Origin of the sequence: Streptomyces sp. NPDC006314 (assembly GCF_040613075.1) — a bacterium.
Taxonomy (GTDB): domain Bacteria; phylum Actinomycetota; class Actinomycetes; order Streptomycetales; family Streptomycetaceae; genus Streptomyces.
Window position 1 is genome coordinate 1 of the sequence record NZ_JBEXRL010000018.1, and the last position, 23,319, is coordinate 23,319.

Annotated in this window: 21 protein-coding genes and 3 pseudogenes; 11 read left to right on the top strand and 13 right to left on the bottom strand. The window is 69.6% G+C overall.

All coding sequences use genetic code 11. From position 1 onward, the window contains the following. Positions 1-96: 96 nt before the first annotated feature. On the bottom strand, positions 97-1,167 hold the full coding sequence (locus tag ABZ079_RS27580) for an alkene reductase (protein ID WP_356942149.1): 1,071 nt from the start codon (positions 1,165-1,167) through the stop codon (positions 97-99). Positions 1,168-1,635: 468 nt separating this feature from the next. Between ABZ079_RS27580 and ABZ079_RS27585 the strand changes: the two genes are divergently transcribed. The 4 genes from ABZ079_RS27585 to ABZ079_RS27600 all read left to right on the top strand — a co-directional run bounded on the left by ABZ079_RS27585 (position 1,636) and on the right by ABZ079_RS27600 (position 4,448). Then, entirely contained in the window at positions 1,636-1,770 is a 135-nt protein-coding gene (locus tag ABZ079_RS27585) for an EF-hand domain-containing protein (protein ID WP_356942150.1), read from the top strand. Positions 1,771-2,612: 842 nt separating this feature from the next. Beyond that, positions 2,613-2,969, top strand: a complete 357-nt coding sequence (locus tag ABZ079_RS27590) for a hypothetical protein (RefSeq protein WP_356942151.1) — start codon at positions 2,613-2,615, stop codon at positions 2,967-2,969. A gap of 694 nt (positions 2,970-3,663) precedes the next feature. After that, positions 3,664-4,206, top strand: coding sequence for a hypothetical protein (locus tag ABZ079_RS27595; protein WP_356942152.1), 543 nt, complete (start codon positions 3,664-3,666; stop codon positions 4,204-4,206). Between the two features lie 26 nt (positions 4,207-4,232). Then, entirely contained in the window at positions 4,233-4,448 is a 216-nt protein-coding gene (locus ABZ079_RS27600; protein ID WP_356942153.1) for a hypothetical protein, read from the top strand. Positions 4,449-4,630: 182 nt separating this feature from the next. Here the strand turns inward: ABZ079_RS27600 and ABZ079_RS27605 are convergent, their stop codons facing one another. From ABZ079_RS27605 to ABZ079_RS27625, 5 genes are all read right to left on the bottom strand, one after another. Then, positions 4,631-5,284, bottom strand: coding sequence for a hypothetical protein (locus tag ABZ079_RS27605; RefSeq protein WP_356942154.1), 654 nt, complete (start codon positions 5,282-5,284; stop codon positions 4,631-4,633). 265 nt (positions 5,285-5,549) lie between these two features. Then, positions 5,550-8,168 carry an FtsX-like permease family protein gene (locus tag ABZ079_RS27610; protein WP_356942155.1) on the bottom strand — a complete coding sequence of 873 codons (2,619 nt, stop codon included), beginning with the start codon at positions 8,166-8,168 and terminating at the stop codon, positions 5,550-5,552. An 83-nt stretch (positions 8,169-8,251) separates the two neighbouring features. Then, entirely contained in the window at positions 8,252-9,034 is a 783-nt protein-coding gene (locus ABZ079_RS27615; protein ID WP_356942156.1) for an ABC transporter ATP-binding protein, read from the bottom strand. A 201-nt stretch (positions 9,035-9,235) separates the two neighbouring features. Further along, positions 9,236-9,928, bottom strand: coding sequence for a response regulator transcription factor (locus tag ABZ079_RS27620; protein WP_356942157.1), 693 nt, complete (start codon positions 9,926-9,928; stop codon positions 9,236-9,238). Continuing rightward, positions 9,921-11,618, bottom strand: coding sequence for a histidine kinase (locus ABZ079_RS27625; protein WP_356942158.1), 1,698 nt, complete (start codon positions 11,616-11,618; stop codon positions 9,921-9,923). The genes ABZ079_RS27620 and ABZ079_RS27625 overlap by 8 nt, the downstream gene beginning before the upstream one ends. Before the next feature lie 762 nt (positions 11,619-12,380). On the opposite strand from ABZ079_RS27625, the gene ABZ079_RS27630 reads away from it, so the two are divergent. Then, complete coding sequence (locus ABZ079_RS27630) at positions 12,381-13,256, top strand: PhzF family phenazine biosynthesis isomerase (RefSeq protein ID WP_356942159.1); 876 nt, start codon at positions 12,381-12,383, stop codon at positions 13,254-13,256. 221 nt (positions 13,257-13,477) lie between these two features. Here ABZ079_RS27630 and ABZ079_RS27635 read toward each other — a convergent pair whose 3' ends face one another. After that, entirely contained in the window at positions 13,478-14,473 is a 996-nt protein-coding gene (locus ABZ079_RS27635; RefSeq protein ID WP_356942160.1) for a TIGR01777 family oxidoreductase, read from the bottom strand. A 438-nt stretch (positions 14,474-14,911) separates the two neighbouring features. On the opposite strand from ABZ079_RS27635, the gene ABZ079_RS27640 reads away from it, so the two are divergent. The 4 genes and pseudogenes from ABZ079_RS27640 to ABZ079_RS27655 all read left to right on the top strand — a co-directional run bounded on the left by ABZ079_RS27640 (position 14,912) and on the right by ABZ079_RS27655 (position 17,430). Next, the gene (locus ABZ079_RS27640; protein ID WP_356942161.1) at positions 14,912-15,883 is read left to right on the top strand and encodes a helix-turn-helix domain-containing protein; all 972 of its coding nucleotides are present in this window, start codon (positions 14,912-14,914) and stop codon (positions 15,881-15,883) included. A 269-nt stretch (positions 15,884-16,152) separates the two neighbouring features. Beyond that, a pseudogene (locus tag ABZ079_RS27645) lies at positions 16,153-16,472 on the top strand (transposase); the annotation flags it as partial. Positions 16,473-16,532: 60 nt separating this feature from the next. Then, positions 16,533-17,276, top strand: coding sequence for a methyltransferase domain-containing protein (locus ABZ079_RS27650; RefSeq protein ID WP_356942162.1), 744 nt, complete (start codon positions 16,533-16,535; stop codon positions 17,274-17,276). Positions 17,277-17,283: 7 nt separating this feature from the next. Beyond that, the gene (locus ABZ079_RS27655) at positions 17,284-17,430 is read left to right on the top strand and encodes a hypothetical protein (protein ID WP_356942163.1); all 147 of its coding nucleotides are present in this window, start codon (positions 17,284-17,286) and stop codon (positions 17,428-17,430) included. A 221-nt stretch (positions 17,431-17,651) separates the two neighbouring features. On the opposite strand, the gene ABZ079_RS27660 is transcribed toward ABZ079_RS27655, so the two are convergent. The 5 genes and pseudogenes from ABZ079_RS27660 to ABZ079_RS27680 all read right to left on the bottom strand — a co-directional run bounded on the left by ABZ079_RS27660 (position 17,652) and on the right by ABZ079_RS27680 (position 21,034). Beyond that, the gene (locus tag ABZ079_RS27660; protein WP_356942164.1) at positions 17,652-18,167 is read right to left on the bottom strand and encodes a GNAT family N-acetyltransferase; all 516 of its coding nucleotides are present in this window, start codon (positions 18,165-18,167) and stop codon (positions 17,652-17,654) included. A 118-nt stretch (positions 18,168-18,285) separates the two neighbouring features. Further along, a pseudogene (locus ABZ079_RS27665) lies at positions 18,286-18,975 on the bottom strand (IS5 family transposase); the annotation flags it as partial. A gap of 9 nt (positions 18,976-18,984) precedes the next feature. After that, on the bottom strand, positions 18,985-19,413 hold the full coding sequence (locus tag ABZ079_RS27670) for a VOC family protein (protein ID WP_356942165.1): 429 nt from the start codon (positions 19,411-19,413) through the stop codon (positions 18,985-18,987). A 143-nt stretch (positions 19,414-19,556) separates the two neighbouring features. Further along, positions 19,557-20,146: pseudogene (locus ABZ079_RS27675) on the bottom strand (IS5 family transposase); the annotation flags it as partial. Between the two features lie 234 nt (positions 20,147-20,380). Then, positions 20,381-21,034, bottom strand: a complete 654-nt coding sequence (locus ABZ079_RS27680; protein WP_356942166.1) for a TetR/AcrR family transcriptional regulator — start codon at positions 21,032-21,034, stop codon at positions 20,381-20,383. A gap of 110 nt (positions 21,035-21,144) precedes the next feature. Between ABZ079_RS27680 and ABZ079_RS27685 the strand changes: the two genes are divergently transcribed. After that, on the top strand, positions 21,145-21,864 hold the full coding sequence (locus tag ABZ079_RS27685) for a hypothetical protein (RefSeq protein WP_356942167.1): 720 nt from the start codon (positions 21,145-21,147) through the stop codon (positions 21,862-21,864). 357 nt (positions 21,865-22,221) lie between these two features. Next, positions 22,222-22,611: a hypothetical protein gene (locus ABZ079_RS27690; RefSeq protein WP_356942168.1), complete on the top strand. Its 390-nt coding sequence runs from the start codon at positions 22,222-22,224 to the stop codon at positions 22,609-22,611. Positions 22,612-22,711: 100 nt separating this feature from the next. On the opposite strand, the gene ABZ079_RS27695 is transcribed toward ABZ079_RS27690, so the two are convergent. Further along, complete coding sequence (locus ABZ079_RS27695) at positions 22,712-23,269, bottom strand: TetR/AcrR family transcriptional regulator (RefSeq protein ID WP_356942169.1); 558 nt, start codon at positions 23,267-23,269, stop codon at positions 22,712-22,714. Positions 23,270-23,319: the final 50 nt, after the last annotated feature.

Sequence of the window (23,319 nt, forward strand, 5' to 3'; positions counted from 1 at the left end):
CACCGCTCTCACAGAAGGTCTGTAGGACCGTGTTGGGGATAGGTGTCTTCACTCGACGCTGCCCGGCCACCGAGCGCTGCTACTACCGGATTAGGATCAGGCGGACACGGTGGGGTAGTCGGTGTAGCCGTGGTCGTCGCCGCCGTAGAAGGTGCTCTGGTCGGGGGCATTGAAGGGACCGCCTGCCTTGAGGCGCTGGGGCAGGTCTGGGTTGGCCAGGAACAGCATGCCGAAGGAGACCAGGTCCGCAGTGCCGTCCTCGATCAGCGTGAGCGCTGCGGGCCCGGTGGGCTCGGGGTGGGTGAAGGGATTGAGGATGAAGGCGTTCGGCCACGCCTTGCGCAGGCGCAGGGTGAACTCGCGGTCGGGACCTTCCAGCAGATGGAGATAGGCCAGGTTCAGGGGTGCCAGCTGGTCCACCAGCGCACCGTAGGTGGCGTCCAGTTCTTCCTCTGCGATGTCGTTGTAGGGGTTGCCGGGAGACAAGCGGATACCGGTGCGGTGGGCGCCGATCGCGTCGGCGACGGCCGCGCTCACCTCGACGGCGAAGCGGATCCGGCCCTCGACGGTGCCGCCCCAGATGTCGGTGCGCTGGTTGCTGTTGGGCGCGAGGAACTGGTGGACGAGATAACCGTTCGCGCCATGGATCTCCACCCCGTCGAACCCGGCAGCGATCGCATTGCGTGCGGCGGCGGCGAACTCCTCGATCGTCTGACGGACCTCCGAGTCCGTCAGCTCCCTGGGGGTCACCATGTCCTTCGGACCCTCGTGAGTGAAGACCTGGCCCTTGGCGGCGATCGGGGACGGCGCGACCGGAACCATCCCGTCGGGCAGCAGGGCGGGATGGCCGATGCGACCGGTGTGCATCAGCTGCGCGAAGATCACACCACCTTCCCGGTGCACCGCGTCGGTCACTGTCCGCCAGGCGGCAACCTGCTCGGGAGAGTGCAGGCCCGGGGTGTCGGGATAGCCCTGACCGACGATCGACGGCTGGGTCCCCTCGGTGATGATCAGCCCGGCGCTCGCCCGCTGGGCGTAGTACGTGGCCATGGAAGCCGTGGGAGCAGCGCCGGCGCCGTAGGCACGGCTGCGTGTCATCGGGGCCATTGCGATGCGGTTGGCCAGGCGCCTGCCGCCCAGTTCGAACGGCTCGAAAGTGGTCGTCATGATCAAAGTCCTCCGAGGAGAGAAGCAGCCAGGACCTCTGCCTTGGCCGTCATTGCCCGCCGGTAGCTGTCACCCCGCGCGGATTACCTGTTCGAACAAGTAAAGCGGATTCGTCATTCCTGGACACGAGTGACGACCCCCCCACATGCCCGGTGCTTGCGGATTCAGGGCCAGTGGTGTCGCGTGCGCGCGAGGGCAACGGCTTACATTGGCTGTCCGAGCAACCATCAGTGGGTCGGCGGGTCGGCGAAGCCATGGATCCCCACCTCAAATCGGTGATCATTCGTTGGAGGGGCTTCGGGAGCGGCGGTCTGCCGACGCAATTACGGGCACGTACGCCAGTCGTGGGTGCGAAGGTGATCTTCCAGCGACGGCATTCCTGGGTGGATCTCACGGCGAAACGAGATCAGTAAGGATGAGTTCGCCCGCTTCCTGAGGGACGTGTGGAGGAGTGACGCGCCAGACGCGATGGACTCGTTCACCAAGCTGGACACCGACGGGGACGGTGTCATCTCGCGCCAGGAATTCATCCGCGCGATCCGTGAGCACTTCCTCTCGACCGACCCGGACGCACCGGGCAGCCCGTTCTTCGGGCACGTCTGACCCACACGCTTCCAGGGGTTCGCCATTTTCGACCGGGAGCTTTGCACGGCCGCCCCTGGAGCCCGGTCCCAGCGGGCGTCCGTCGCCGTGCGCACATCCTCCCGCCGAGCCGCGACCTGCCGTCCGGGAAAGGCGGCGGGACCGGACAGGGCCGTTCTGCCCGACCCCGCCGCCGGTCCGCCGATCAGCCCGTGGAGCGCTGGGACGCTGACTCGAGCGGTCGCCGAGCCTGTGGCGACGGCTTGGGGTACGGACTTCTCGGAGAGGAACATGAGCGCGCCCGGGCGACGTCGATGAAGCCGGCGGCCAGGAGCACCATATGTCCGGCTCTACGGCCCGGCCATCGGTCACGCGACCCCGACGGGCTTGGTCAGGTGTTTCTCACAGTCCCGGAGGTACCGGTGGCTCTGACGCTCAACCTACGGATGTAGACGCGCGGATGCATGCGTGTGACGGGTCATCCATTCGCCAGCCGGATGTGCTCGGGTGCACCGCGTGAAAGCGCTCCGTCATGGACATGGGCATGTTGCATGTGCATGGACAACGGCGGCCGTAACCGACTGACGCGCCGTCACCCGCTGGGAGCCGCACTGACGGCCGGCGCCGCCGTGCCGCTCCCCGGCGGACTTCGCCAAGAACGTCCGGTTCGTCGTCGACCGCATCGAGGACCTCGACGCCGGGCGCAACCCGACGCCGGACACCGGCCACTGCCGACGGGCCTGTGCGGCGCCCTCGACCTGCACCGCGTCGGCATGTTCGGTTGGTCGAAGGGTGGGACGGCGACCGCCCTCGTCATGATCGAGGACCGGCACGTCCGGGCCGGGCTGAGCTTCGACGGTCCCGTGGAACCGACGATCACCGCTGATCTGGACCGGCCGTTCATGTTGATGACCGCCGCGTTCACCCGGGCCCAGGAGCCGAGCGTCACCAGGTTCTGGTCGCATCTGCGGGGATGGCGGCTCAACGTTCAGGCCGAGAGCGCCGTCCACTCGTCGTACTGCGACAAGCAGGTGCTCATGCCGCAACTGGGGAAAGCGATCGGGATGAGCGACGAGGAGCTTCGGAGCTGGATCGGAACGCTCGATCCGGCCGGGCGCTGCGGATCCAGCAGGCGTACGCGCTCGCGTTCTTCGACCTGCATCTGCGGCACCGCCCGGGGCACCTGCTCGACGGTCCGTCCGCGGCCTTCCCGGAGGTGATATTCATCCCTTGACGCGACGGGCGGGTATCCCTGACCGTGGGACCGCCCACGACCGGGGGACGGGCCGAGACGCTGTTCGGCGCTGCGGCCGGATGGCTGCGCGAGCGGCGTGTGCTGTTGCCCGGAGCAAGCCGCCTTGCCGCATTGGTGGGGAGCGTGCGGGAGGCGGTGGACCCCGGGCGGCGTACCGACCCGTCCGGGTCGGAGACGAAGCCGAGCATCCTGTAGCTGTGTCGCCGGAACGTGGCACTGCCGCCGGCGCTCACGGTGAACGACACGTCGCGTTGCGATCGTCATCTGCGGCGGGCGATGGCCGGGCTACGACACGACGCGTCTGGCGGGCCGAGCGGCCTGTCGGCGTCGACGGGACGCCGCCCGCACTGAACGTCGAACCCTAGTGCGAGGCCGTCGACCGGGTCGACGAAGGACCCGGCAGACGGTGGAGACGACGTCCACGTCCCAGGTGGTCAGACCCTTCGCGCCGGCCTCGGCCTGAAGCCGGGTGACGATCCGGGCACAGGTGCCAGCGCGCTGCCAGCGCCGGAACGGGTCGTACACCCGGCCCCGCGGGCCGTACCGCTCGGGCACATCACGCCGCTACGTTGTCCGACCTTAGCTCCCTGGGAGGGGTATGGAGTCCTCCGCTGGTGTGTGGGCGGGCGATCGTGCCTTCATGGAGCGAAGCTGAGGGCGTGAGCATGAGAAGCGAACGTCCGGCGAGTGCAGAACAGATTCAAGCGGCATTGGTCGCGCTGACGGCTGAACCGGCGGCGGATCCGGAGGCACGGCCCGAGAGACCGCGTGAATCGGACCGTCTGCGGTTGCTGGGCAAACTGCTGGCCAAGGCAGAGCTGGAGATCACCGCTGCGACGCGTCTGTCCGAGGAGGGAGAGACCGAGGACGTCTTCGACACGTTGCTCGGCTGGGAGGATGAGCTTGGGCCTGACCCCGGCCTTGCGGTCAACGTCCTGACGAACAGGCTGCAGCGCACTGCGATGCAGGTCTCGGAACCCGAGGCGGAACAACCGCCACCGGGCCGGGAGGCGTCCTTCGCCGCCGCGATGACGGCGTTGTATACGCTCAGCGCCCAGCTGCACGCCGATCAAGGTGATGTGGAGGGAACCCGGCGGGCTCTGAGCGGGGCGGAAGAAGCCCTCATCGACATCATGCAGGGCATGCACGATCTGCGTGTTGCCATCGGCGACGTTGCCGGGGAGGAGGGGCAGGAAGGCTGACTGCAGATCGGCCCAAGGACAGCGGCGTGTGCGATGACGCGATGCCGGAGCCGCTGCTGTGCGGGAGGTACGGGCGAGACCCGTGCCCGGATGCCCTGATCAAGGTGTCGCCGCGCTACGCGGCCCGTCCGGCTTGGGTGGCCACCAGGGCGCTGCGGGATCCCGTACCCGAGACGCGCGGCGACGTCCTCGGCGGACGTGGCCAGCTCTTCCTGTACGACGATGAAGGGCGCCTCCGGTAACCGGCAGCACCATCCCCTCGTCAAAGGCGGCAGGCACCATGGCCGTCGGTCTCCTCACTGCGGCGCGGTACGGGCACCGGTGGGCGGGCTCGCCGCCCACCGTCGAAGGACGCAGATGGGCACCGCCCGCCGATCCGACGGAGGGTCCGCCGATGTGTCGGCGGACCCTCGCCACGGGACGGTCAGGGAGCGGTGGAGCAGTACTTCTGGATCTCGTCGGGCGTCATCGGCGCCTCATCGGCCACGAGAGAAGGTTCACGCTCCTGCATGACGGCGAGGATGTGGTCGAGGAGGTGGTAGTCGTAGCCGATGCCGCTGTCGTTGTACCGCTTCACGAACAGCGATCCTTCGACTGACTTCATGTGCTTGACGGCCTTGACGAAGCCGGCCTTCCGGGGCTCGATCGTGGCGGTGAGTTCCTGCGTGACGTTGGTCTCCCAGTTCCACGACCGGGCTTCCTCGTACTTGGCCTGGATGGAGGACTTCACCGAGGCGCCGAAATCCTCGGCTCCCATCTCGCCACCCAACGTGACGCCCGTCGTCACGGTGTAACTCCCGCCCAGCTTCCGGGAGACGGAGTACTTGGCACTGAGGTTCTGCGTCCCGGAGCAGTTGTACTTCTTCTCGGAGACGACCTCCGGCGCCGCATCGAACGTTTGCGGATCGTTCCCGTAGGGGCGGAACTGGCAGTTCACTGCGTTCTTCTGGCAGTAGGCGATCAGATCGCGGGCCAGGTCCGGGACCTGACTGGCGTCCTGGCCGTGGATCTCGTCCGCCTGCGCGGCGGCCGGCGTGAGGAGCATCAGTGCCGCGAGGGGAGCCACGATCGCACTCACACGCTGTGCGGTGCGCCTGAAGGGTTGTCCGGCTCCGCTCCGTCGGCCTCGAAGGGCAGGGGTGGTGGACACGGTTGACACGCGGATCTCCTATCTTGTCGGGAACTTCTCGGGCGTCGGTCGCTGTCGGCCGCGCCAGTGGTGAGATGGCTGTGGGGGCCGAGAAGTTCGCCATCGGATGGCGCACTGTCCGGCGCTGGGAACGCTCGGCGCTTGCGTGGGCGACCGCCCGACGGGGCCCGGTCGACGGGGTGCCGACCTCGGCTCAACTCGGCTGGACCGACCGCAACATGTCGAGGCGGCTGGCCCTGCGGGCCGGCCAGATCGCCGCCAGGACGCCGGTCAGCAGTGCCAGCGCCAGGAAGGTGGCCAAGCTTCCCCAGGGCAGCGCCATCTCGTACTCGTTCATCGAGGACGTGGTCAGGCTGCCCCCGGCCCAGGCCAGGAAGATGCCTGTGCCGATCCCGAGCACCGCGCCGAACAGGGAGATCACCACGGCCTCCAGCCGGACCATCTGCCTGATCCCGGACCGGTCGAGGCCGATGGCCCGCAGCATCCCGATCTCGCGGGTGCGCTCGAAGACCGACATGGCCAGGGTGTTGACGACGCCGAGGACCGCGATGACGACGGCCAGGCCGAGCAGCCCGTACATCATGGTGAGGACTGTGGTGATCGACTCGTTGTTCTCCCTGATGAGCTGCTCCTGGCTTCGGACCTTCAGTAGCGGGCTGTCGCCGAGCGCGGCACGGATCCTCCGCTCGAGGCCGGCGGCTCTGCCGGGCTCCGCCTTGACCAGCAGGTTGTCGAGCTGCCTCGTCACGGAGTACGGGAGCACGTCGGCGAGCGTGCCCAGCGCGTCGTCGGTGGCGCGGGTCTTGGCGTAGACGCCGACGACCGTCAGCTTCTTCTCGCGGGCCTTGCCGGCGTCCGGGCCGGCGCCCATCGCGGCGTCGATGAGGTCGCCGACGTGGAGCCCGGCCCGATCGGCGAACTCGTCGGAGACCGCGATCTTCCCGGGGCTTATGTCGAGCAGCGAACCGGCGCGGAAGTCGAGCTGTACGGACTTGCCGAACGCCTTCGGGTCCGTACCGGTGATCACGCCGGACCGTCCGCGGGTGTCGAGCTCCGCCGAGGTGACGGGGGCGGCCGCCGCGACCCCCGGCACCCGCGCGACCTTGCCGGCCGCGTCCGCGTCCAGCCCGCGGGAGGAGCTGTAGTTCACCTTGTAGTCGGCGGTCAGGCCCCCGGTGGCCTCCTCGGCCATGGCGCGCTGGGCGGAGTGCGCGCCGACGGTCAGACCGGTGATCAGAGCGAGCCCGATCATCAGGGCCGAGGCGGTGGCAGCGGTGCGGCGCGGGTTGCGCAGCGCGTTCTCCTTGGCCAGCTTGCCGCTGATGCCGAACCAGCGAGTGGTGACCTTGCCGGCCAGGGTGATCAGCGGCCGGGAGAGCAACGGGGCCAGCACGATCACGCCGAGGAGCGTCAGCGCGGAGCCGAGCATCGCGATCATCAGGTTCGACTCCTCGCTCGTCCTGAGCGTGGAGACGTACACCATCACCAGCACCCCGGCCGCGGTGAGCAGGGCGCCGAGCACGTTGCGGACCACCAGGGCACGGGCCGGCGGCGCCTGGTCGACGCTGCTGAGCGCCGCCACGGGGGCGATCTTGGCGGCCTTGCGGGACGGCAGCCAGGCGGCCAGGACCGTGACGACGACACCGACCGCTAGTGAGGACAGCGGGGCCGCAACCGTGATGGCCAGCGGTCCGTCGGGCAGCCCGGCGCCAGTGGTGTTGAGCAGCGGGCGCAGAGCGGTGGCTATGCCGAGGCCGACCGCGAATCCGGCGGCGGAGGCGAGTAGGCCGACGAGGGCGGCTTCGACGAGGACGGAGCGTACGACCTGGCGGCGGGAGGCGCCCACGGCGCGCATCAGTGCGATCTCGCGACTGCGCTGGGCGATCAGCATAGTGAAGGTGTTGGCAATGATGAACACGCCCACGAACAGCGCGATTCCGGCGAAGACAAGCAGCGTCTTGGTGAGCGACGTGCTGTTCTCGCGGATCTCATCGGACTGCTCGACGGCCAGGTCGGCGCCGCTGGTGGCCCGGGCACCTTTCACGGGGAGCACGGTCCGTACCCGGCCGGCCAGCGCGCGCTCGTCGGTACCGTCCTCGGCCGCGACCGTGATCTCGTCGAACTGGCCGGGGTGGAGGAACAGCCTCTGCGCGGTCGAGGTGTCGAAGAGGGTGAGGGTACCGCCGGCGGTCACCCGAGGGTCCTCGGTGGTGACGATTCCGACGAGCTTCTTGGCCAGGGTGGGCCCGTCGGTGGCGAAACGGACGGTGTCGCCGATCCGGTAGCCGGCCTTCTCGGCGGTCCCGGCGTCCAGCGCCAGCTCGCCCTCGGCAACCGGCCCGCGGCCTTCCTCGAGCGGGAAGTGGCTGTCCTTTCCGTCCTTGCCGGGCTGGTAGTTGGCGGCCAGGTTCACCCAGTTGCTGTCGGCGTTGACGGGGCGACCGTCCTTGCCCGCCACGGTGGCCCGGCCGTTGACGGTGGGGCGTACCGAGGCGACGCCGGGCATCCGGGCGATCTTCCGTGCCAGCGCGGTGTCGAGGACGGAGGTCCGCTTGCCGTCCTCACCGCCCGCCGTACCGGTGGCAGAGGCGTGCCCGCTTTCCGCTGCATAGGTGTCGGCGGCCTCCTCCGTCCGCACGGAGACGGCCACGCCCTTGAGGCTCTGGGCGGAGGCGTTACGGAAGGCGTTCGCGGTGGTGTCGGCGAAGACGAGGGTGCCGGAGACGAAGGCGACGCCGAGCAGGACCGCGAGCGCGGTCATGATCAATCGGGCTTTGTGCGCAAGGACGTTGCGCAGGGCTGTACGCAGCATGGCGGTGTATCCGTCCTGGAGGTACGCGGTGGAGGCGGGGGAGTCGCGGGGGAGTCGCAGGGGAGGTGGCGCGGGAGGGCGCGTCAGCTGGTCCGCCCCTTGGCGTCGAAGCGCCGCACACGATCCAGCACGGCCTCGGGGGTGGGGGCGGTCAGATCGCCGGTGACCCGTCCGTCGGCGAGGAAGACCACCCGGTCCGCGTACGAAGCGGCCACCGGGTCGTGGGTGACCATCACCACCGTCTGCCCCAGCTCGCGTACGGAATCCCGCAGAAAGCCCAGGACCTCTGCGCCGGAACGGGAGTCGAGGTTGCCGGTCGGCTCGTCCGCGAAGACGATCTCCGGACGCCCGGCCAGCGCGCGGGCCACGGCGACGCGCTGCTGCTGGCCGCCGGACAGCTGCGACGGGCGGTGCCGTAGCCGCCCGGCGAGCCCGACGGTCCCCACGATCAGCTCCAGCCACTCCGGGTCGGGTGTGCGGCCGGCGATGTCCATCGGCAGCGTGATGTTCTCCAGCGCGTTCAGCGTGGGCAGCAGGTTGAACGCCTGGAAGACGAAGCCGATCTTCTCCCGGCGCAGCTGGGTGAGCTGACGGTCGTTCAGACCGGACAGCTCCGTGTCACCGACCCGGGCCGATCCCCCGGAGATGGCGTCGAGGCCCGCCATGCAGTGCATCAGCGTCGACTTGCCGGAGCCGGACGGCCCCATGATCGCGGTGAACCGGCCGCGCCCGAACTCCACGGTCACCGAGTCGAGGGCGACGACGCGGGTCTCCCCCTGGCCATAGACCTTGGTCAGCCCAGCCGCGCGGGCGGCGGCACCGGACGAGGCGCCAAGGCGGTGGGTAGCGGCGGCAGACTGCGGCATGGGTACTCCTGGACGGGGTGGGGACACCTGACCATCGTGGCCCCGGGGCACCCCCGAATCCGTCGCTCTCAAGTGGGGGGTACGCCGCCTGCCCAACGGCAGACCCGCCGCAGCCGTCTCACCCTCACCGACTACCGGCCCCTCTGCCGATGGGGAGAGCCGGCAGCCCCTGAAGAGAGGGCAGGCGGGCCGGCCGGGTGATCAGCCCATGAGCCCGGCCTGGTGAGCCAGCAGCGCCGCTTGGACCCGGCTGCCGCACCCGGTCTTGTCCAGAATCGACGCGACGTGGGTCTTGACCGTCCCCAAACCGATGCCGAGCCGCTTGGCGATCTCCGGGTTCGAGATCCCCTCCCCAAGCATCACCAGGACCTCTCGCTCCCGGCCGGTCAACCCCGCCACCCTGCTGTCCGGGGCGGCAGCCCCTGCCCAACCGCCGGCCAGCATCCGCCGGATGACGGCCCCGGTGACGCCGGGCGAGAGCACCGCGTCCCCTGCGGCCGCGGCCCGTACCGCGCTGATCAGCTCCTGCGGACCGTCGTCCTTGAGCAGGAAGCCGGTGGCGCCGGCCCGCAGGGCGCGGATGACGTTCTCGTCGTCACCGAAGGTGGTGAGCATGAGCACCTGCGGCTTGGGGTCGAGGGCCACCAGCGGTCCGACGGCCGCGAGCCCGTCGAGTACGGGCATGCGGATGTCGAGGAGCACCACGTCGGGCCGGTGCTCGGCGGCGAGCCGGACGGTCTCGGCGCCGTTGACGGCCTCGCCCACCACATCGATGCCGTCGGCGTGCCGGAGGATCAGCCGGACACCATGCCGGATCATCTCCTCGTCATCGGCGAGTAGCACCCGGATCACCGGGTCCGCCCGGTAGCCCGCGAAATCGCTCTGTTCAGCCATGCGTCCTGCTCCCACGGGGCGGTTCGGTCACCATCGGAACGGTGAAACGGTCGATCGCGATCAAGGTGTCGGACCGGAAGCAGAAACGGACGATTTCCAGCCGCCCGCCCTTGGCCGCCCCGGCCCCCCACGGATACATGCAGTCCGTGGCCGCCGCCGGCCGCGGCGGCTCGCGCCCGGCGGCGGCCGCCCGCACCGTGACGTCGTCACCGGCCACGTTCCGCTCCACCTGCTCCCGTGCCATCCCCACCCGGGGCTTCTCGGGCTGCCTGTACCCGGGACCGTACGCGTCGACCACCAGCAGGAGCCCGAACAGCATCATCACGCCCACCCCGGCCAGGCCGAGCAGCCCGGTGACGGCACCGGTGAGGCACCGGTGAAGGGTGGAGAGCCCGCTGCCGGGCCCGTCGGCGACGGCCGGCTCGTTCTCGTACGACTCCGCTTGCGCCGTCTCCGCGCCGGCCCCGGGGTCGGCAGGGATGTCGGCCGCCACGACGAACCCGCCCCCGGGTGTCGCGACCGCCTCCAGGCCACCGCCGAGCAGCGCCACCCGCTCGCGCAGCCCGGTCAACCCGCGACCGGAGCCGAGCCCGGTCGTGGCGGCGGGCGGCGTGGGCGGGACTCCGTTGCGCACCTGGACCGCCACCCGCTCGTCGGTGTGGCTGATGGTCACGGTCACCTGGGCGCCGGCCGCATAACGGTGAACGTTGGTGAGCGACTCGCGCACCAGCCGGTGCACCGCCCGCCGCACCCGGGCCGGCCGCGCGTGGAGATCGGCACCCTGCCAAGAGAACTCGACCGGAATGCCGACGCCCCGCGACTCCTCGACCAGTGCCTCGATATCGGCGCGGGTACCCGTCGCGTCGGTCAGCGCGTCGGTTCCCGTGTCCCGGTCCAACGGACCGAGAACCCCCAGCACCTCCCGCAACTCCTGCATCGCGTCACGGGTGGCACGGCGCACCACGGCGGCCTCGTCACGCAGTTCGGGCGCCTGCTTGCTCAGCGCCATCTCCAGCCCGCCCGCGTGCAGGGAGACCAGGCTCAGCCGGTGCCCGACCAGATCGTGCATCTCCGCAGCGATGCGCGACCGCTCACGCATCCGCGACTCGCTGTCCGCCATCCGCCGCGCCTCCTCGGCAGCGGCCGCCCGCTCCCGCAACGCCCGCAGCAGCCGGTCCTGCTGCCCCGTGGCAGTGCCGACCAGCCCGGGCACGACGACCGTGGTCACGGCAAGCACCGCCCCGAGCGCGAGGCCGAACGACCAGTCGCCCGGCCCCAGCAGGGGAGCGGACACCGCACACGTCACCATCGCCGAGGCGGCCGCCACCAGCAGGAGACCGGCACGCCGCCTCGGTGTCTCCCGCTGCCGACTCACGGTGTAAGCGGCCACCGCGGTGAGCAAAGCGACCGAGGGCACCACCCCCATCAGGACGGCCAGCCCCACGGCACTGACCACCGGGAACCGGCGTCGCACGACCACCAGCGCGATGCCGACGAGTCCCAGGGCCGCCACCCCGCCCTTCAGCCTGTTGTCGATCTCCGACTCGCCCTTGTAGATGAGCAACACCAGCGCCCCGGCCAGAACCGCCTCGCCCACCGCCCGCCACAACTGCCGCCCGTCCTCTGCGGGCCCTGTCAGGACTCTTCGGACACGGTGGGGCTCGATGCCTGATGGAACGCTGGACGACATGACGTCGATTATCGGGGGCTCCGTACGCGGCCCGCTCCTCCTTGCGGGCGACCCGCCTCTGCCCGAAGGCAGAGCCCGCCCTGACGACGGAGCAACAGGTACGTGCGGAGTTCGCGCCGGAGGCGGATCAGCGAACAACCGGCGGAGGGACACCGGCGACACCAGGCTGTGCACACCACGTACGGGCCGCATGCGCGCACAGCAGGCCGCGACCCCGCCCGGCGGGCACAAGGCGCAGGAGCCCGGCCGCCCGGCCGGCTCGGGCCGTGGCCGGTGGGCCGCGGCGGGCGCCGATTCGGCCCCGTCCGCGCGCGCTGGTACAGGGCCTCCGCTCCGTCGTGCTGGTGAGTGTCCTCCTGGGCAGGGGCCGCGGCCGATCCCCGAGTCCGGCCACGGCACCCCCACACCCCGCGCGGAGGCGGCGTCCACCACGGCCCCTGAGGCGACTGCCTCCACGGCCCGGCCGTACCTGTCCCCAGGTCGTGAGCGCGAACGTGAGGACCCGCGCACGACGAAGGTGAGGTGCCGCCGGGGCAACCCACTTTCGGACGCCGGCTCATGGGCCGGTCCCACCTACCGCCGACTGTGGGATCTGGAGCGGCGCCCGCAGCGGTGGTCACCGCCGCAGCGCCGGTCCTCGCCGCGGTGGTCGCTCCGGTCCCTTCCGGTACCCGCAGGCGGGCTTGGCTCGCCCAGGGGCCCATCCCCGCCTCCGCCCGCGTCCGGGAATAGCCGCCGGTTCGCCCCGCGTTGCCGCAGAGCATGACACCCAATGCGCCGCGGCCCGAGGTGCTGCGATACACCGCCTTCTCCAGCGCCCCCGACGGCGGAAACCCCGCCGGCGTCGTTCTGGACGCCACCGCCCTGAATGACAGTGACATGCTGGCTATCGCCGCCGACCTCGGATACTCGGAGTCCGCGTTCCTGACCGCACCCCCGGAGGGCCTCGGCAGCCAGGAGGGACGGGCGTACAGCATCCGTTACTTCAGTCCCAAGGCCGAGGTGCCGTTCTGTGGGCACGCCACCGTCGCTGCCGCCGTCGCGCTGGCCGCGCGGATCGGCCCCGGGGAACTGGTATTCGCCACGCGCGCCGGCACCGTGCCGGTAGTGGTGGCCGAGGAGGGCGGAACGGTCAGGGCCACCCTCACCAGTGTCGAGCCGCACCTCGAGGAAATCGCCGACGCCGACCTCACGGAGGCGCTCGCCGCACTCGGCTGGCCGGCCGCGGACCTCGACCGGGACTTCCCGCCTCGTATGGCGTTCGCCGGTGCGCGTCATCTCGTTCTCGCGGCGGCGACACGCGCGCGCCTCGCAGACCTTGCCTACGACTTCGCGCGCCTCGAGGCCCTGATGCACCGCTTGGACCTGACCACGGTCCAGCTGGTGTGGCGGGAGTCGGCCACCGTCTTCCACGTCCGTAACCCGTTCCCCGTCGGCGGCGTCGTCGAGGACCCGGCAACCGGCGCCGCGGCCGCCGCGTTCGGTGCGTACGCCCGTGACCTCGGCCTGGTCCCCGAGGACGCCATCCTCACCCTGTATCAGGGCGAGGACCTGGGCCGCCCTGGCGAGCTCACGGTGACGCTGCGCGCGGGTGACCCGCGCGTCCGTGTCAGCGGCACGGGAACTCGCATCAGCTAGGGGCGCGCATCGAATGCGCCAGGTGCCGAGGAGATGATCCGTGTGCGGGATGGGCCGGGGTGCGATCGGAGTTCGTCCCGGGGCGAACCCCGATGCTCGGGCACCTGCCTGCTGACAGTGTGGGGACATGACCTCAACGCGCTTGTCACGGAGGGCCTTTGCGGACGCCGCCCTGGCGGGGATCCCACGTCCGCGAAGTACTCCGTACCGGCCAGACGTAGTCAACAACCAAGCTCGTTCGGGCTGCTTGATTCACGGGCCCGACCCGATGCCGCACGAACCAGCCTGGCCCGCTGTACGAGGGACGCAGCGGCCCTCTCCCACTCGGGATACGCGAAGACGAACCCGGCCGCGCGCAGCCGACCCGGAACCACCCGACGGCTCTTGAGCAGCAGCTCCGTGTCCGAGCGCAGCGCGAACGCCCCCAACTCGGCCATCCAGCGCGTCGCTGGCAGCCCCACCGGGACGCCCCAGGCCGTGCGCAGCGCCCGCATGAAGTCACGGTGCGGAAGGGGACCCGGCGAGGCGAGGTTCACCGGCCCTTCGAGGTCGTCCCGGGTGATCAGGAACTCCACCGCTCGCACGAAGTCTTCGTCATGGATCCAGGAGACGTACTGCGCGCCCCCAGCCACCGGACCGCCCAGCCCGAGACGCACCAGCCGCGACAGTACGTCGAACACACCGCCCCGATCGGGGCTCATGACCATCGCCGAGCGCAGCGCCACCTTACGGGTCGCGGGAGTCGTCGCCTCGGCCTGCGCCCGCTCCCAGTTCTCCGCGATCTCGACGCTGTACGCCCAGTAGTCCGGCACCCCGGCCTCCGAGCCGCCGATCACCCCCGTCGCCTCGTCATGTGCCGCGTCGAAGCGGTGGGCGTAGACCGTCGCCGTACTCATCTGCAGCCAGAGGCGCGGTGGCCGCGCGGCGGCGGCGATCGCCTCGCCGACCACCCGCGCCGAATCCACCCGGGAGTCCATCATGGCCCGCAAATTCTCGGCGGTGTAACGGCAGGAGACACTGCGCCCGGCCAGGTTGATCACGACATCGCAGCCGTCGATCGCCGCAGCCCAGCGGCCGAGCGTGGCCCCGTCCCAGCCGATGTCGTGCGCCCGCACGGGACGCCGGGTCACTACCGTGACCTCGTGACCGGCCGCCGTCAGCGCACGGTCGAGAACCGTGCCCACCTGTCCGGTTCCTCCGGGCAGCACTACCTTCATCGAGCCCCCTCGGCTTCGCCAGGCATCAGCGTAGCCGTTGTTTTTGAACATGTTCAACCGGGGAGTCCGGTGCACATCAGGGCGAGGCGGCCGACACCAACGGGCGGACCGGCGTCCACTGGGTCTGCCACCCGCGGCGCCTCGTCCACAACGACCACGCGATCCCGGGGAACCGCAGGCAGAGCCATGTATTCGATCCGACCAGCACCCGCAGTGCGGCAGGCCGCACGCCCGGCCGTGGTCCGGGCCTCCACCTGAACGACCGGTCGGCCACCTCGACCGACTCCACGGACACGCCCTCCATCGACCAGAACAGCAGCTCATGCAGCTTCGTCCGCACTTCGTTCACGGCGCAGCACAGTCGCCCACACCACACTCGGACCTCCCACCCGTAACCTGCGACGGAGACACGTCGGTCAAGGACCCGCGAGGAGAGGAATGCTTATCGAGACGGCTTTCCACACGGGGGACGTGCGGGTGCCAGAGAGGTTCGCCTGCTGGCGCGAGCACATCTCCCAGTCGTACGTGCCCGTTGAGGTCGAAGGTGACAGCACAGTGGACGTTACGGCGTCGCAGCGCGTCCTGTCGCTGGGAGCCGTACAGCTGTGGACGATGGAGCACTCACCGATGACGCTGCGGCGAACGCGAAAGTTGATCCAGCAGTGTGATCCCGGGCTGTACCATCTGTCGCTTCCCCTACGCGGGACCATGGGGCTCACCAGCTCCGATCACGAGGCCGAGTACGAACGGTACGACCTTGTTCTTCACGACACCTCACGGCCCCACCTCATGCGGGCGATCACCAGCCAGGGTCAGGACACGATCCTGGGAACAGGGCTCTTCGTCCCCCGGAAGTCGCTGCCATTACCTGAAAGCGCGATCGACGGACTGCTCATGCGGCGCTTGTCGGGGCGCGAGGGCATCGGAGCACTACTCGCGCAGTTCCTCACCCAAGTGACCCGGGACTCCGGTTCCTACCGGCCTGACGACGGACCACGCCTGGGGACGGTTGTCGTAGACCTGCTCTCCGCGCTGTTGGCCCACGAGCTCGCCGCCGGCAAATCGCTGCCATCAGACGCTCACCGGCAGACCCTTGGTGTGCGCATCCGGGCCTTCATCCTGGCGAACTTGCATGATCCACAACTGGCCCCGAGCGGCATCGCAGCCGCACACCACATCTCCGTCAGCTACCTCCACAGGCTCTTCCAGCACGAAGAGGAAACGGTCGCGGCCTGGATCCGCCGCCAGCGTCTGGAACGCGCCTGTCGCGATCTCGCCGACTCGGCTCAGCGCACTACCCCCATCCACGTCATCGCTGCCCGCTGGGGCTTCCCGCGTGCCGCCGACTTCACCCGCGCCTTCCGCAACACCTACGGCATGCCGCCCAGGGAGTATCGCAACCGGAGCTGACCTCATCACCGTGTGGGCAGCTGTTGGTCGGTTCGGGGACACCAGGTACGTCGCTGAAGGTACCGGGGCACCTTTTGCCGCAGACCCATGGCGTCGACGCGCCGGCGTTCCTGATCGGCAAGCGCCGGCCGGCAGGCGGGCTGTGGCGGCGGTCCGAGCAACTCTTCCCGCGGTCGAACCACTGCGGCCCCCCCCGTGGCGACTCGGCCTCGGCGGGCTGCTGCCGCCCGCCGTGGAAAGCCTGGACGAGCAGACCGCCCGCGCCTATCAGAGAGCACCTGATCACCGACGGACATGGCACCTCGCTCACCGTCCTGCTCACCAGGTGGCAACCACAACGACGTCTCCCCAACTGCTGCCCTTGCTCGACGCCATCCCACCAGTGGGTGACCCCGGACGCGCTGTTCGCCCACCGCGGCTACGGCCACGAGGTCCACCGCGACAGGTCCGCGATCGAGGCATGGTGCCCGCCGTCGCCCGCCGTGAGCACGGCACCGTCATGGGTGCCTACCGGAGGGTGATCGAGCGGACCTTCGCCTGGCTCCCCGGCTTCCACCGCCTACGCCTCCGCCGGCAACGAAGGGCTGATTAAAGCGACTTCGCGCATGAGCGGACTTCTGATCACCCGCGCTCGCGCATACTGACTGCCATGGCCACCTATGACACGCTCGGCGTGAGGTACACCCGGACGCGACAGCCTGATCCGCGGATCGCCGCACAGATCCACGCTGCACTCGCGGACGCCACCACCGTGATCAACGTCGGAGCGGGCGCTGGTTCGTATGAACCGCCGCGGACGGTCCTCGCGGTTGAACCCAGCAAGGTAATGATCGCCCAGCGTCCGCCGGGAGCGGCGCCGGCAGTGCAGGCCGTCGCAGAACGCCTGCCACTGCCCGACAATGCCGCCGATGCCGTCATGGCACTGCTGACTGTCCATCACTGGACTGACCTGGCGGCCGGAATCAGCGAACTGCGCAGGGTCGCCCGCCGCCGTGTCGTCATCCTGACATGGGACCAGCGCTTCTTTCGCGAGCGTTTCTGGCTCGTACGCGACTACCTCCCGGAAGCAGCCGCACTCGACGACACCCGCGCCATCCCGCCTGACCAGCTGATTGACCTGCTCGGCGGGGGACGCCAGGAACCGGTCTGCATCCCCCACGACTGCACCGACGGATTCGGCGCCGCATACTGGCGCCGCCCCCACGCCTATCTCGACCCACAAGTACGCGCGGGGATCTCCATGCTGGCCCAGACCGGCGACGGTGCGCTCGAAACGGGTCTGACCCGGCTCGCGGCCGACTTGACGGCCGGCCGCTGGCACATCCGCCACTCCGAGCTGCTCACGCTCGAAACCATCGATGTCGGTTACCGGCTACTCGTGACCGACCACTGACCGGCGCATGGCCCTGGGCACAGGCGCCCATGCGGCGGAGGGCTTCCTCATCCTCACCGGGCTCGGCCTGGCCGGTGCCCACCAGAGCCGCCCGCAAGTCGGTCTCGGCGGAGGAGCGCAGCGGCTCACCGTCGAGGACAGCCCCCCGCCCTGAGAGTGGTGTAGTTGTCGCCGGTGAGCGGCAGGTGGACCACGGTCAGCTCCGGGGCGCACCCGGCCGTCGATGTGGTCGGTGTTGCCCTCGGCCGTGTCCGTCACCCACCACTCGCCCTCGGGCAGCACGCCGCTGGCCAGCTCGCCCTCCACCCACTGGGGCCCGCGAAGCGCCATGAGCAGGGGCGTCGAGAGTGAACGTCAGAACTTGGGGATGGGTGGTCAGTCGATCGTCCGCTGCCACCTGATTTCTCCGTCGTGCCACTGATCAGTGGGAGCGAGTCCGGCTGCGGTGGCGACGGCAGCGGACGCCGCGTGGTCGGGGTGGATATGGGCGATGACCGTCTGCACGGCTTGTGTCCCGAGCCAGGTGACCAGTCTTGTGGCTGCCTCGGTGGCGATGCCACGCCGCTGCCAGCGAGTCCCCACCACCCAGGCGATCTCGGCGAGGAGTCCGTGGTCGGCGGCGGTTACGGTCGCCTGGACCGTGCCGGTCAGGCAGTCCACGTCGCGGATCCGTATCACCCAGTTGCACCAGAAGACCGTGGGGTCGGGCGAGCCGGCGACCAGACGTTCGTAACGGCGGCGCAGGGCCTGCGGGGTGGCCGGAGCACCGCCGATGAACGTGTGCAGGCCCGGGTCGGACAGCACCGTGGCCATCTCTTCGGAGTGCTCGACCTGCAGGGGCAGGAGAGTCAGCCGGCCGGTGTGGATGGTCTCGGGTTTGATCGTGGTCACGCTGCCTCTGCTCGGGGCGTTGGATGAGTGTGCCGGGTTTCGAAGTGGGCTCCGGCGCGGACGAGGGCGACCGGGGGAGGGGAGTTCACCGCCCGCCAGCGACCTCCGCCTTGGGTCGGTAGCGTCGGTGCAAACGGCGGCAGCGGCCCAGCCAGGACATCGTGCGCTCGATCGTCCAGCGATGCCGGCCCAGCCGGGTGGAGGACTCGATGCCCTTGCGGGCGATGCGGTGCCGGATACCTCGCTTTCGCAGCCATCGCCGCAGGTGGTCGTATCGTAGCCTTGTCCGCGTGCAGCTTGGCCGGTCGTCGTCTGCGCGGGCCGCGGCGGGAGCGGATCGGCGCGATGCCGCGCACCAGCGGCTCGAGCGCCTGGCTGTCGTGCAGGTTCGCGCCGGAGACCCCGACCGAGAGGGGTGAACCGGTCCGCTCGGTGATCAAATGGATCTTCGAGCCCTTCTTGCCCCGGTCCACAGGATTCGGACCTGTCAGGTCCCCCCTTTCAGGGCCCGCATGTTCACCGAGCCGATCGCGCAACGCGCCCAGTCCAGGTCTCCGCTCGAGCCCAGTTCGTCGAGGACGACGCGGTGCAGCTTCGCCCAGACCCGGGCGGCGGTCCACTCGGTGAACCGACGGTGCGCGGTCGGGCCCGACGGGCCGAAGACCGGCGGCAACTGCCGTCGGGTGCAGCCCGTCGTGGCCACGAAGATGATCGCGGCCAGCACCTCACGATCCCCGTACCGGCGCCGGCCGCCGCCCTGCGGCCGTGATGGAGCGGGTGGGACCACTCTCTGAAACGGGTCCCACAGTTCGTCGGGTCAATCGATACAGAACTCGTTGCCCTCGATGTCCAGCATCGGGATGCACGAGTCATTGCCGTCATACAGCGTTTGCACGTGTACTGCGCCGAGCGGGACCAGTCGTGCGCATTCGGCCTCAAGTACGGCAAGGCGTTCCGGACCCACGAGTCCAGTGCCGACCCGCACATCAAGATGCACCCGGTTCTTGGCAGCCTTCCCTTCGGGGACGCGCTGGAAGTACAGCCGCGGGCCCACACCTGAGGGATCTATGCAGGCGAACCATGAACCCCGCTGCTCAGGTGGCTGCGAACGCTGGTAATCATCCCAAGTGGCAAACCCCTCTGGTGGCGGCGGTATGACGTACCCCAACACCTCGCACCAGAAACGAGCGAGACGCTCAGGTTCTGCGCAGTCAAAGGTGACTTGAAACTTCTTGATCGCTGACATCGATGCACCGTACCAAGGGGACCTGGGACTCTGCCGCTCATTTCCCCGTCGAGATCCGCCCGCAACTCCGCCGGGCCTGGGCCACCTTGGACGCCAAGTGATCAAGCCGGACAGTTCATGAGGGAGGCGACCCAGGCGGCGAAGATCACTGCCCGGATCCCGCGCCGGCGGAGATGGGAGCGGATCGCGCGGGATGCATACGCCTTGTCGGCCAGGACCGTGTCCGGCGTGATCCTGGGGCGGTCGGTCCGTCGGGGCACCCGTCAGCGGGTCATGGCCTCGGTGAAGGCGGGTGCGTCACCTGCCTGGCCGGACGTGATGACGAAGGCCAGCGGCGGCCGTCTGCGGCGAGGTCGGTTTCGGTGGTCGGCCCGCCGCGGGACCGTCCGAGGGCGTGGTCGTCCGGCTCGCCGTCCGGAGTCCCTTTTGACGGGCCCCGGCACCGTGCTGGTGGGCACGGACGATGGTGGAGTCGACCGCGACGACCCGGTCGAGGTCGCCTTCGGCGTCGGCCTGGGCGAGCAGGGCGGTGAAGACTTTCTCCCCGGCGCCGTCGGCGGCCCACTTCCGCAGTCGGTTGTGGGGCGCCCTTCCACGAGCCGAAGTGTTCGGGCAGGTCCATCCACGGCGTGCCGGTGCGGTACTTGGACGTGATCGCGTCGATCACCTGCCGGTGATCCCGCCACCGTCCTCCCCGCTTCGGTGTCCGGTCCGGCAGCAACGGCTCGAGCATGCCCACTGGGTGTCAGTCAACGACACATCAGACCAACGATCCGATGATCTGAAGGAAACGGCCCAGGTCGGTTCTGGATACCAGGTGCACAGGCGGGCCGGTCGGCGCCGGCGTCGTTGAGGTGTTGCTCCGCTGCGGCGAGGGCGTGCGGCACTGCGCACCGTTCGCTTCCGTCGCCGTGTGCGGCGAGGGTGCGTGCGCGGCGTAGGTGGAGCAGGCGGCGTGCGGCGCGGGTCAGGGCATAGTTGAGGGCGCTGGCTGAGGTCGCTCCGGCTCCTGGTGGATGTTGGGCCGTAGAAAGCGTTGGAGAATCAGGCGCAGGGTGGGGAGTTGGTCGGCCGGGGCGAAGGATGGGTCGGTAGCGGCGCTGGTGTGGAGAGCGGCGATGAGAGCCATGACCCAGGCTGCGGTGTCGTCCGGGTCCAGGGCGGAGTCGATCTGGCCCGCTGCGGCCGCCCTCCGCAGCAGGGTGGTGACGGTGTCCCGCTCCTCGTCATTGTCACGGCTGAGCAGCGCTTCGAGCTCGGGGTCGCGGTAAGCCTGGATCATCGCCTCCATCACGAGGGCGGGAACCAGCGGCTCCGTGGCAGGGGCGGCGAGAAGATCGACGGTGTCGAGGAGGGCGGTCCACGGGTCGTCGGCGGCACGGGCGGCGGCGAGACGCTCGGCCTTGGTGGCGCCGTCGTGCTCCTCGTCCTGGAAGACGGCGTGGAAGATCGCGCGCTTGTTGGGGAAGTAGTGGAACAGGTTGCCCGCACTCATGCCGGCGGCCTTGCAGATCTCCGCCGTGGTGGTGCGCTCAAAGCCCCTGGCGGCGAAGAGCTCTGCCGCGGTGTTGACGATGTGTCGACGCCGTGCCCGGTGCCTGGCCGGATCGACTGTCCTCATTGTGGTCCCCTTCTGGTCGGCTCTGGGCTCTTCCGGTCTTCGGGACTAATACTAGACCGAGTACTCGGTCTAGTATTCGGAGAACGACAGAAGCGAGGGGGAACACGAGCATGCGCAAGACACTTGAGCGACGGCCGCGAGGTGACCGGCTCACCGTGCTCGGTCAGTCGGCGTGGAGCACCGTGTGCGTCTACTTCGTTTTCGTGCTGGCGGGGGCGGGTGTCGGCTGGCTGGTCGCTCTCTTGGTCGACTGGCTTGTGACCCTTCCCTGGGTACCGCTGCGGGCACCGGCCGAGCTCGTTGCGTCAATCCCCGCTCCGTGGCTGCCCGCCGCGGGTTCGCTGACAGGGCTGGCCCTCGGACTCGTAGCTCAGCACGAGCAGTTGGTGATTCGCCTGTCGGATGACCGCGTGGTGCTCACACGCAAGGGTCGTGCGCAGGAGTTCTCGCGCGACACCATCGCCGCAGTGTTCCGGGACGGCAAGCAACTCGTCCTGCTAGGCCACGACGGTGGTGAGCTCACTCGGCAGGAGTGCGACCTCAGCGTCGGCCGTGTTGCCGACGCCTTTACCGAGCACGGCTACGTGTGGGCGAACGCCGACCCGCACAAGGACGAGTTCCGCCGATGGGTCCCTGATACTCCCGGCCTCCCGGAGGGTGCGAACACCATCCTCAGGGCCCGCCAGGAGTCGTTGGAAAAGAAGGGTTCCTCCGACGATGACGTTCGGGAGCTCCGTGAGGAGCTGGCCCGTCTTGGCGTCGTCGTGAGGGACGAGAAGCGACGTCAGTACTGGAGGACGTGCCGGAAGGCAGGTCCGGCCATGGAATGAACGGCGGTGAGACTGGCTGAGCATGTCCTTCGGTGAAGCGGAACCTGGTGTCACCGCGTGTGGTCGCCTGGGACGTATCGGCTCCAGGTTCCGCATGCTTCAGTGACCAGCCGGGTGGCAGTCTTGTCGTGGGTAGCCAAGAACGAAGCCGAGTTGCTGCGCGCGGTGACGGGCCGGTACGGGGGACGTGCGGGCGTTGCCGGCCGCGAGCGCGGCCGAGGCCGACCCGGGCCGGTACGCCGTCTTCTGAGGAGCGGACGGCGTACCGAGCCGGGTCACGCCCGACGTCGTATGCCGTACATCCGTGCCTCGGCGGCTGGCGGAACTACTGGAGCGGGCCGTCGCGCGCAGGGCGACGTGCGCAGCGACATCGCATTCCGGCCCACCACGCGGCTGCGCGTCGGCGCCGCCGTCGGGAGTGGCGGCCTTTGCGACGAGCCGCGCACGCCAGCATCACCGTCCGCGCCCCCGGCCGAACGCCAGCAGCACGGCGGGGGAGGCCCAGCCGAGTTCGGCTCCCTCGTTGATGCCGAACAGCACGCCGAAGACGGTGACGACGAGGAGGAGAACTCCGCCCGTGTCGGCGGAGCGGCGATCGGCGTTCTGCGCACGGCAGGGATGTCGCCGCCACGACGGGTCCGAATGCCGTCATCAAGCCGGGTGTGGCATCACGCACCGAAGCTGTATCAAGGGGACTGGGAGCGGCTGTATCAGCGTGCACTGACCGTCACCGACCGCAGTATGTGAGGGGCACCGACGGAAGGCGTCGGGCCCCTCACATACTGCGGTCGGTCGTGACCGGGCTCGCCGGTGAACAGGTCGAAGCGCCGGGGGACTTCGATCGGTGTCAGGAGTCCTCGGCCGCCGGCTCGCGAGCGAGGGCGAGCACGAGCCGAGAAGTGGTGTCAACCAGTCCCTTGTCGATGGGCGAACCGAACACGAGCACTCGGTAGTACAGCGGGCCGAGCAGCAGATCCACGAGGTGGCCGAGGCTCCGGTCGTCGACGATGAGTCCCTGATCGCGTGCGAGGAGATCACGTAGGCCGATCAGGTCACGCTCCCGCTGTTCCCGCAGGAACCCGGCCCGCAGCGACGCGGCCGTGTCGCCGTCCAATTGTGCGTGACCGAGGAGAGCTTGCAGTACCTGACCGGCCGGTTCCTCGAAAAAGTCGGCCACGCGCTGCAGATGAGACGTGAGGGCCTCCTCGACGCTGCCGCCTTCGTCCACGCGCCACTCCAGGGCCTCGCGGGCGTCGTCGGTGAGGGTGTCGAGGAGGATGTCGACCTTCGACTTCCACCAGCGGTAGATCGTCTGCTTGGCCACGCCCGCGCGCTGGGCGATGCCCTCGATGGTGAGAGCGGCGAAGCCCCGCTCGACCAGGAGATCGTCCGCGGCGTGCAGCACCGCGAGCCGGACACTCTCACTGCGGCGTGGGCCGGTTCGGCTGATGACCG

Coding starts and splice junctions, on each gene's coding strand:
- ABZ079_RS27580 (WP_356942149.1), bottom strand. CDS start 1,167: ATGACGACCACTTTCGAGCCGTTCGAACTGGGCGGCAGGCGCCTGGCC.
- ABZ079_RS27585 (WP_356942150.1), top strand. CDS start 1,636: ATGGACTCGTTCACCAAGCTGGACACCGACGGGGACGGTGTCATCTCG.
- ABZ079_RS27610 (WP_356942155.1), bottom strand. CDS start 8,168: ATGCTGCGTACAGCCCTGCGCAACGTCCTTGCGCACAAAGCCCGATTG.
- ABZ079_RS27615 (WP_356942156.1), bottom strand. CDS start 9,034: ATGCCGCAGTCTGCCGCCGCTACCCACCGCCTTGGCGCCTCGTCCGGT.
- ABZ079_RS27620 (WP_356942157.1), bottom strand. CDS start 9,928: ATGGCTGAACAGAGCGATTTCGCGGGCTACCGGGCGGACCCGGTGATC.
- ABZ079_RS27625 (WP_356942158.1), bottom strand. CDS start 11,618: ATGTCGTCCAGCGTTCCATCAGGCATCGAGCCCCACCGTGTCCGAAGA.
- ABZ079_RS27630 (WP_356942159.1), top strand. CDS start 12,381: ATGACACCCAATGCGCCGCGGCCCGAGGTGCTGCGATACACCGCCTTC.
- ABZ079_RS27635 (WP_356942160.1), bottom strand. CDS start 14,473: ATGAAGGTAGTGCTGCCCGGAGGAACCGGACAGGTGGGCACGGTTCTC.
- ABZ079_RS27640 (WP_356942161.1), top strand. CDS start 14,912: ATGCTTATCGAGACGGCTTTCCACACGGGGGACGTGCGGGTGCCAGAG.
- ABZ079_RS27650 (WP_356942162.1), top strand. CDS start 16,533: ATGGCCACCTATGACACGCTCGGCGTGAGGTACACCCGGACGCGACAG.
- ABZ079_RS27655 (WP_356942163.1), top strand. CDS start 17,284: ATGGCCCTGGGCACAGGCGCCCATGCGGCGGAGGGCTTCCTCATCCTC.
- ABZ079_RS27670 (WP_356942165.1), bottom strand. CDS start 19,413: ATGTCAGCGATCAAGAAGTTTCAAGTCACCTTTGACTGCGCAGAACCT.
- ABZ079_RS27680 (WP_356942166.1), bottom strand. CDS start 21,034: ATGAGGACAGTCGATCCGGCCAGGCACCGGGCACGGCGTCGACACATC.
- ABZ079_RS27685 (WP_356942167.1), top strand. CDS start 21,145: ATGCGCAAGACACTTGAGCGACGGCCGCGAGGTGACCGGCTCACCGTG.